Origin of the sequence: Microcystis sp. M31BS1 (genome assembly GCF_020245285.1) — a bacterium.
GTDB lineage: Bacteria > Cyanobacteriota > Cyanobacteriia > Cyanobacteriales > Microcystaceae > Microcystis > Microcystis panniformis.
On record NZ_JADBVE010000275.1, the window covers coordinates 1 to 7,795 of the forward strand.

7 protein-coding genes and 1 other RNA gene are annotated in these 7,795 nt (G+C 45.4%); 2 read left to right on the plus strand and 6 right to left on the minus strand.

Features of this window, described 5'->3' with window-relative positions:
- Positions 1-298: 298 nt before the first annotated feature.
- The 5 genes from ssrS to IM509_RS16050 all read right to left on the minus strand — a co-directional run bounded on the left by ssrS (position 299) and on the right by IM509_RS16050 (position 5,295).
- Positions 299-486, minus strand: a non-coding RNA gene (ssrS, locus tag IM509_RS16030) — 6S RNA.
- A 246-nt stretch (positions 487-732) separates the two neighbouring features.
- Positions 733-1,824: a D-alanine--D-alanine ligase family protein gene (locus IM509_RS16035; protein WP_185237761.1), complete on the minus strand. Its 1,092-nt coding sequence runs from the start codon at positions 1,822-1,824 to the stop codon at positions 733-735.
- A 3-nt stretch (positions 1,825-1,827) separates the two neighbouring features.
- Positions 1,828-3,237, minus strand: a complete 1,410-nt coding sequence (locus IM509_RS16040; protein WP_002794104.1) for an ATP-grasp domain-containing protein — start codon at positions 3,235-3,237, stop codon at positions 1,828-1,830.
- Between the two features lie 25 nt (positions 3,238-3,262).
- Positions 3,263-4,066: an O-methyltransferase gene (locus IM509_RS16045; protein WP_002794105.1), complete on the minus strand. Its 804-nt coding sequence runs from the start codon at positions 4,064-4,066 to the stop codon at positions 3,263-3,265.
- On the minus strand, positions 4,063-5,295 hold the full coding sequence (locus IM509_RS16050; RefSeq protein ID WP_002790069.1) for a sedoheptulose 7-phosphate cyclase: 1,233 nt from the start codon (positions 5,293-5,295) through the stop codon (positions 4,063-4,065). Before IM509_RS16050 ends, IM509_RS16045 begins: the two co-directional genes overlap by 4 nt.
- A gap of 172 nt (positions 5,296-5,467) precedes the next feature.
- Between IM509_RS16050 and IM509_RS24160 the strand changes: the two genes are divergently transcribed.
- Complete coding sequence (locus IM509_RS24160; RefSeq protein ID WP_334311333.1) at positions 5,468-6,373, plus strand: element excision factor XisH family protein; 906 nt, start codon at positions 5,468-5,470, stop codon at positions 6,371-6,373.
- Positions 6,361-6,696 carry a XisI protein gene (locus tag IM509_RS16060; RefSeq protein WP_002790072.1) on the plus strand — a complete coding sequence of 112 codons (336 nt, stop codon included), beginning with the start codon at positions 6,361-6,363 and terminating at the stop codon, positions 6,694-6,696. The genes IM509_RS24160 and IM509_RS16060 overlap by 13 nt, the downstream gene beginning before the upstream one ends.
- Positions 6,697-6,966: 270 nt before the next feature.
- On the opposite strand, the gene IM509_RS16065 is transcribed toward IM509_RS16060, so the two are convergent.
- Entirely contained in the window at positions 6,967-7,293 is a 327-nt protein-coding gene (locus IM509_RS16065; protein ID WP_052277608.1) for a hypothetical protein, read from the minus strand.
- Between the last annotated feature and the right edge of the window lie 502 nt (positions 7,294-7,795).

Genomic DNA, 7,795 nt, shown 5'->3' on the forward strand with positions numbered 1-7,795 from the left:
TATACATCTAAATTTAGCTTTATTCATCCCTCTTTGATTAGAAAAGATGATAAAAAAGCTGATTTCTCAACAGAAAAACTTATCTTAAATTCGGGCTGATTTTTGAGAGTTTTTGTTTTTTACTTTTTCAGCAAACCCTACTTAAGCTGTTGACTATCTAAATTACTCGTTAAGATTGCAGGGGAGCAGGGAGAGGCAGTTTGAGCATTTGTACTAAAATTTCCAATACGGAGTTTAAATTCAGTACAGCTTACAGTGCTTATGCCCAGAATTTGACCTATATATGCTCGAAAAACTTGAAAAGACCGCTACGCCGTTTTACCTAAGTTTATGACCTGGGTTAACCAGGTGGGAACTTATATTACGCGTTTCTGTTTCCGAGTACAAGCTCGGTTTACTACCACACGAATTGGTTATTTGCTCCCTTATCACAATCAAGCATAGATCAAAAAACTTGAAAGGCAGTCACCAACGTAGAAGCCCGATTTGTTTTCATCATAGCATTTTTTTTTCTCAGAGGCAAGAGGGGAGATTCAGTGATCAGTGATCAGTTATCAGTGATCAGATTTGAGTTTTCAGTTTACTTTTTACCGATCACAGCCAAAAAGCCTGCCAAAACCCAGCAATTCCCAGTAGATCCGTATGGGGGAAGTTCAGCTAAAAGAAGTTTGAAACGCTTGCTTGGCAATGCTTTGAAAATTTCATGGCTATTTGGGCAACCCGAATGTCCTGCTAAGAATAAGTTTCGGCTTTTGTGTCAATCTGCGCGATCATGGGGCGATCGCCGAAAGAGGCAGCCTCTCCCGCCACTGCCATCTGCACCATATTTTGAAACAGGTCTGTCAATGAAATTCCAGCAGCCTGAGCCATCATTGGAATGACGCTTTTCTGAGCAAACGAACAATACAAACCTGCTTCTAAAAACCACGGCTGTCCGTGTGGATCGATCCGAAAATCAAACAAACTGTAATGCCGACAGCCCAAAGCAACGTGACATTGTTTTGCGAGCGCCCAAACTCGCTGAGTCACTGGATCCCTAGGATCAACAATCCACGCCTTGGTTTTCTCCTTAGCAGCACAATCCAAACTACCATCTTCATTTTGCTTGAGTTTATCTGCATAAGTCCGAATCGGATGAGTTTCGGGATTCACGGCGTACTCTTCTAGCGGCAAGCAAACTAACTCGCCCGCTTGCACAATCACCCCACAGCGAACTTCTCGACCCAGTTCGATAAACTCCTCAACTAAGACTTCATCTGCATACTCAAAGGCAGTTGCTAAAGCAGCATCTCCATCGGTTGTCTCGGTAACTAAACTCAAACCCAATGAATTATCGGAATGGTTCGGCTTAATAATCGACGGACGGGATACAGATAAGCAATCGCCTCGATGCAGAACCTTGCCAGCGGGCACGGTCACCCCGGCTGCGGAGACAACCGCTTTCGTCTTTGCCTTATCTGCGGCTAACGCCATTAGCTCAGCCGAATTTCCCACATAGGGAATTTTGAGCAGATCGAATAGCGCACGGTACTGAGTCATTCCGGGCAGGCAGAACATTTGGGGTACCATCACATCGATCTGAAGTTGAATTAAAACCGCGACCGCTTCAGGGACTGAAACTGAGGGAGTCTGGGCGATCTCGGCATTGTCTAAAGATTTGGGAAACCGCCACCTCAAATCTGGCGACACGTAGGCAATGTGGAACTCATAGAGGTCTGGATTCGCCGTATTTTGTAGACAATCTTGGGCATAGAGTCGCGACAACTCACAGTAAAAATCGCTCACAGCAGAGCCAACTAGATGCAAAATCTGCAATTTTTCCATGCTCTAGTCTCCTCCCAGTTCAACAAGCTTGCCAATGTTGAAGTCAATCCGAATCCATTCACTGCCGCGCCGAAAACTTCCCAGCAGTAATAGCGGAATCTGCCAATGATGCACCATTAAAAAAGGGAGGGGATCGTCCCACTCAAAGATGGCATCTTTGCCGTTGACGAGAATCTGTAATCGTTGCCTGAGCATCTTTGGAGAAAGTAGCTGGGTTAGCAATCTCCAAACTTCGTGATAAGTCCAATAGGTTGGGCGGCTAGAGGCAAGTGGCTGAGCCATCTGGGGGAGTGGATGTAGATTTAGATAAGCCTGTGCTACATCAGGATGGTTGTAGAACATCGTGATGGCAGAGTGTGTGCGCGGATTGCATTCGATCGCATAAACCTGTCCATCATCTGCTGCCTGAATGAAGTCGAAAGACACTTGTCCCGTAAGGTTCAGCCCCTTGACAAAGGCGAGAATCCACCGTTCAATCTCAGAATGATCAACGTGTTCGTAGTTGACCTGAAACGCTGAAGACTTGCAGCAGCAGTGAAGCTGCACGTGTCCTTGACGAACAGTACTATGGGTACAATATTCTTGCCCTGGAATATACTCCTGCATAATCCAGGGATTTGCTTCAGAAATGGGCAGCGATCGCACAAAAGTCGCCGTTTCCTCAGCGGTCGGACGGGGCAACTGCGTCAGATCCAATCGCCGCACTGAATCGTAAGGAATGCTTTTGAGGATATAGGGACGCTTTGCCTTACTAAAATCAAAGTCAATCACCTGCTGAGGATGGGTGATGCGATGGGATTTTGGCACGCTTAACCCTAGGGTTCCTGCGGCGATCGCAAAGGCGTACTTATCATCCAGTTGCTTGAGCCTCTCCACATCCACATGCATGACGGTGCAATGGGGCGCAAGCATTTCGGCAATGAGCGCATCATAATAACTGGCAACGGGGCTACAAACGGGAACGTAAACAGTAACGTTTTCTTTTTGCACAATCTCCAGTAATGCCTGAGCATACTGGGACGATTGCGGTTTGGGTATGGTGTAGAACCGATCAACGCACCGAGAAAAGCGGTGTCCGGTTAACCAGTACTTGTGCATCTCCACTAGGATGACTCGGTGCCCTGCTTTGTGAAATGATCGCGCAAGCTGCAAGGCTTTAGTCATCTTGCCGCCGCTAATGAGAACCGTTTGCGGATTTACCGTGGTTGAACGCAAAGCGCTCGCTACGCGAGATCGCGCCGGGCGAAGAACTAGCGATCTCAGCAAAGCAATCGACACGAGGGTAACGTTGAACGGCAATGCCAGCAGCAGCAAAGTAAGAGTGGCAAGGGTTTTTAAGCGCGATCTCACCCCGATGCTGCCCGCACTGACCGCTGGCTCAGAGAGAAGCTTAACGGGAGCGGTTTTTATCATAGGTTTAAGTGGGCGGATTAATGGACTACATACGCCGAATCAAGGTCAAGCCGTCTCGCAGAGGTAGCAGGACTTGCTCAACTCGTGGATCGTGGCTCAGGGTTTGGTTGAACTGTGCGATCGCCTTGCCATTGGGCGTAGGCGTTTCCGAGAGATAGGGCTGCCCCTGCATCAAAGTATTGTCCGCACAGATTAACCCGTTTGGAGCTAACAGCGAGGTAGTCAAGAGCAGATTGAGGTAGTCGATGTAACCTGCTTTATCGGCATCAATAAAGACTAGATCGAACACCTCTCCTGCCTCTGCAAGCTGCTTCAGGGTTTCAAGAGCAGGCGCCACCTTGACTACGATTTTGTGTCCGGCCGTCGACTCGTTAAAACACTGCCGCGCAAATTCAGCCACATAAGCATCAACTTCACAAGCCACGACCTGTCCATCGCTGGGCAATGCCTCTGCCATCGCTAGAGCCGAATAGCCCGTAAACATGCCAATCTCTAGCACCCGTTGCGCTTGCGTCAAATGCACCAGAAATTTGAGCATTTGACCTTCCACATGCCCCGATAGCATTTCCTGCTCTAGCTGGCGCACTGTTTCACCATCCGTAAATCGCTTGCTCCAGTCCTCCGCTTGAGTCCGTTGCACCAAGGCAGCCAAGGCAGGCGATTCGGGTGTCGTACAAACATCCAAATACGGGTCGAGTCCGCAAGCTAGGGCACAGACTTGCTGCAATTCAGCTTTGAAAACCGGATCAAGCCCATCGATCGACTCGGCGCGACCGACCAAGGCTGCTAACTTCGCTGAGATAATTCCAACGGGCGTAACGGGTCTCATACGCCTGCTCCCTCTAAGGCTGGCTCGAGGCGCACGTACATATCCTCACCATTGCCCTGACGAGGATAGTTTTGAGCGATCGCTCGGTGAACCGCTAAGGCCTTGTCCAACTCAGATCGCGTTAGGTCGTTCATAAACACGCATTGCCCAATCGGGCGGGGAGCCGCTGCTCGCTGCAAACCATCGCGAGTCCGCGTAATTGCTTCGGTCGCTTTCCACAGGAGTTCTGGGGTGAGATAGGGGCTATCGATCGCCAGCCCCAATCGGCTCATTAAGCCTAAAATGCGATTGCGGTCTTCAACCGAAATATAGCCGCGCAACTGGGCGATTGTCGCCGTAAATGCCATATCAATGTTGACGCTATGACCGTGCAACATCGGGGGTTCTGGCGTTAATTCTAGCGTCGGACTCCAGGTATGACCGTAAGCAATCACTCGATCCAAATCTAGCTCATGCAGGTTGGGCACCTCTAGCTCTAACATGGCTTGAATTGCCTTGTAAGTCAGACGGTGCCCTACAGCTTGCAACTCAGGGGTGCCATTCAGATAGCCAAAACGGCTGTGCAGCAATGCCGCACCATGTTCTTCTAGCAGCTCAAAGATTTCTTGATTGCCCACAACTGCAATCTTGATTAACTCTGCCATTCCGTTGCGAATTTGATCGATCGGCAAAGTTCCCAAAAATGAGAAATCAAGAATCACCTTTTGAGAGGCATGATACGCACCAAGACGATTCTTTAGTTTGCCGTGATTGACAGCAACCTTAATCGCCACGCTAGCATCAATCAAGCCAATCAAGCTTGTGGGCACGCGAATGTAGTTGGTTTTGCGACGATAGGCAGAACAAGCGAACCCAGCAACATCGGTCGTGAGTCCGCCACCCACAACCAAAACAGGCTCCTTACGCACCAGTCCAAAGTCGGCAAACGCATCGACAATCTTCTCGAAAGTTCTCAGAGTCTTTTCAGGCTCTTTGATACTGACTTGAAAAACAGTCAAATCGATTTGATAGTGAGCGAAGTACTGATCGATCTGCTGGCGATACAAACCGTAAACAGTTTGATCAATCACCATCAAGCAGCGTCTGAATGGTGCATAACTTTCGGCAATTTCGGGATTCCCAATTTTGAAAGCACCGTTTACATAGAGCAAACTGAAATCAATCTTTTCGTAGCCTTGAATATGAAAGGCACAATCTGTGGACGTAAAAGTAGCCTTGATGCCTGCCATAAGGTTTCATTCTGAGATTCTGTTACAAAGGTAACAGAATCTCAGAATTTATTCAACATCTTCTGCCAAAACCCAGCAATTCCCAATTCAAACGGTAGCACAGAATACAGAACCAGTCTTACTCTTGCCTTTCAAAATGGAGTGAAGGGTTTGAACAGTGGGTTTCGGGGGAATGGAAGTCAAACAACTGGGTTTTATGGGGATGCTGAGCTATTTCCAGCTAGTTATCCCTGGGATAACTGAGCCTCGAAGTGCCAGCAATGCTACCCGCTACAGTCTGAAAGACGCAATATTAGGGGCATTCGCCGCCTTTTTTCGCCAGAATGAATCATTTCTAGAAGATCAGCGTCAACTTAATAGTTATTGTGGACGAGATAATGCTCAAAGTCTGTTTGGTTTGGTCAATATCCCGACAGTAGAGCAGACGCGGAACATCCTCGATGGAATAGCCGCAAAGCATCTTTTTCCCCTGTTCAGATGGATTGATCAAGGGCTGAAAGACCAAGGCTATTTGAGGGGGTTTGAGGCGTTGGATGGCAACTTACTCGTCGCCCTAGATGCTACTCAGTACTATAGTTCAGAGAAAATTAGTTGTCCTTATTGCTCAAGCCGCACCTCAAAACAGGGAAAGATAACCTATCAAATCAGGAGAAAGGTAAAATTGGCTAAAGATTTAGTTTATCAAGCAGCCAAAAATGCTTTGATCAAAGATAATTGGTTAATTACTCATGACCCTTATACGATAAGTTTTGGAGGGGTGAATATGGCTGTTGATTTAGGCGCAGAAAAGCTGATTGCTGCGACTAAAGATCATCAAAAGATTGCCGTAGAAATTAAAAGTTTTTTAGAGGGGTCTTCAGCGATCTCAGAATTTCATACTGCTCTAGGACAATTTATTAATTATCGGGCGGTTTTAAAGAGAAAAGATCCAGATAGAGTCTTGTTTTTAGCTATTCCTAGTTTTACTTACGACACTTTTTTCTCTTTAGATTTTACCCAATTGATGATGAGAGAAAACCATTTAAAATTAATTATTTTTTCGCCAAGTCAGGAGGTAATTTTAAGATGGATAAATTAGCAAAATATCGTCAATTAGTCAAAAATATTCTCTCAGAATATACTCAATATAAACCCACTGGTAATGATTTAGAGATTCAAGCTATTTTTGATGAACAAAAAGAACATTATCAGGTCGTTACTTTTGGGTGGGAAGGCGAAAAGTATGTACATTATTGTCTTATTCATATTGACCTCAAGTCTGATAAAATTTGGATTCAATGGAATATGACAGAACAAGATATTGCTGAAGATTTAGTTAAACTAGGTGTTCCTAAAAAAGATATTGTCATTGGCTTTCATCCTCCTATACTTCGTCAATTGACCGATTATGCAGTAGGATAAATTAGTTTATCCTACTGCAATTAATCCCAGTTAGTTGTCTGGTTCTTGGGGGTTATCTGTGGGTGATTTTGCTTTTTTTGATAGGATACCTTTTACTTTTATTGCGGCTAAACCTAGTCCGAGTAATCCTAGACCAAAGACATTAGAAGCCTCAGGAACACTCTTTGGAGGCTGAGAAGCGATAGATCCATACTGCAAATGATCTATACTGATACCTACACTTATTAAAGTTTGGGAAATAAATGGATATCTTTGAAATTCCTTCTGGATTTATAACTCCGAAGAAACGATCGTCACCCGTGGTTCCATCAAATCTTCCATAAAATCAGGATTACCAATTAAAACGGGTAATCCACTGGCACTAGAGGCTGTTACACCCGGAGTATTTAGAAGACCATCTTCAAAGTTTTCAAGATAGAAATAGTTAAAATTTACACTCTTAAAGGGGCTATCATTAAAGCTTAAGTAGGGAGTCGGTCCCAAGATAATAGGAACCGCATTGGCAACCTGACTTTCTAAAGTTATGAAACCTAGAGATATCGTAGCAGTTACGACAACCATTTTAGATACGATGATCATTGCATTTTGACGATTCATGATGAATTTTCTCCTTGATTTGATTACTTCAAAACTTTGACAATCGAACTCAGCCCTAATTAAATTTGAGACCTTAATTGTGGAGGACTGATTTTCTCCAGATATGCTGGCAAATCATCCAGAGAAAGCAATGTCAAAAAACTTAACTTAGTTTTATTGATTTTCTCCAAAAAACCTAACACCTTACCCTCAGAAATCTCAGCATTAATCTCCACAAAAACATAACCAACTCTGTCCGTTGACACTCCCATCGCGCTCATGCGAAGGATTCTTGGTTCATAGAGTTTCCTTAATCTGGCAGGACGTATCCAGCCAAACCAGAGGGAATCTCTCCCCAAGCGTATTAGTTTCGGTGTGTCCCACCGTACTTAGTCCCTTTTTGAGAATGATTAAAGTCAGTAAGAGAGTCGCCTCTCCTACTGCTCTACAAAACGGAACGTGACAATTTCTCGTCATTCCGCTCCTCAACTACACGGGGTTTGTCATTCCTACGTCATTACCA

Bases quoted from the DNA above. Each gene is read 5' to 3' on its own strand.
- IM509_RS16035 (WP_185237761.1), bottom strand. From the start codon at position 1,824: ATGGAAAAATTGCAGATTTTGCATCTAGTTGGCTCTGCTGTGAGCGAT.
- IM509_RS16040 (WP_002794104.1), bottom strand. From the start codon at position 3,237: ATGATAAAAACCGCTCCCGTTAAGCTTCTCTCTGAGCCAGCGGTCAGT.
- IM509_RS16045 (WP_002794105.1), bottom strand. From the start codon at position 4,066: ATGAGACCCGTTACGCCCGTTGGAATTATCTCAGCGAAGTTAGCAGCC.
- IM509_RS16050 (WP_002790069.1), bottom strand. From the start codon at position 5,295: ATGGCAGGCATCAAGGCTACTTTTACGTCCACAGATTGTGCCTTTCAT.
- IM509_RS24160 (WP_334311333.1), top strand. From the start codon at position 5,468: ATGGAAGTCAAACAACTGGGTTTTATGGGGATGCTGAGCTATTTCCAG.
- IM509_RS16060 (WP_002790072.1), top strand. From the start codon at position 6,361: ATGGATAAATTAGCAAAATATCGTCAATTAGTCAAAAATATTCTCTCA.
- IM509_RS16065 (WP_052277608.1), bottom strand. From the start codon at position 7,293: ATGAATCGTCAAAATGCAATGATCATCGTATCTAAAATGGTTGTCGTA.